Source organism: Rhizobium sp. SVR5-2C, assembly GCF_056755115.1.
In genome coordinates this window covers 1-626 of record NZ_JBNDHT010000313.1, presented here as the reverse complement: position 1 = coordinate 626, position 626 = coordinate 1, and the positions used below count along the sequence as shown (strand labels likewise).

General features: G+C 62.1%; 1 protein-coding gene. It reads right to left on the bottom strand.

Annotated elements, in window-relative coordinates; all coding sequences use genetic code 11:
- The coding region (locus tag ACPYOI_RS35860) for an EF-Tu/IF-2/RF-3 family GTPase (protein ID WP_481424145.1) at positions 1 to 626 on the bottom strand (626 nt) is incomplete at both ends.

The following is a 626-nucleotide window of genomic DNA, read 5'->3' as shown; positions in this document are numbered from 1 at the left end:
TCAGTCGTGCGGAAGTAGAACTGCGGACGGTAGTTGGTGAAGAACGGCGTATGACGGCCGCCTTCTTCCTTCGTCAGGATGTAGGCTTCGGCCTTGAACTTCTTGTGCGGCTTCACCGAACCCGGCTTGCACAGGATCTGGCCACGCTCGACGCCGTCACGGTTCACACCGCGGATCAGCGCGCCGATGTTGTCGCCGGCCTGGCCCTGGTCGAGCAGCTTGCGGAACATTTCAACGCCGGTCACCGTCGTCTTCGAGGTCGGGCGGATGCCGACGATCTCGACTTCTTCGCCAACCTTGACGATGCCACGCTCGACGCGGCCGGTGACGACCGTACCGCGGCCGGAGATCGAGAACACGTCTTCGATCGGCATCAGGAACGGCTGGTCGATCGGACGCTCAGGCGTCGGGATGTAGGCGTCGACCTGGGCCATCAGCTCGCGGATCGCGTCTTCGCCGATCTTCTTGTCGCTGTCTTCAAGAGCAGCCAGAGCCGAACCCTTGACAACCGGGATGTCGTCGCCCGGGAAGTCGTAGGACGACAGCAGTTCGCGCACTTCGAGCTCGACGAGTTCGAGAAGCTCGGCGTCGTCAACCTGGTCGACCTTGTTGAGGAACACGACGAT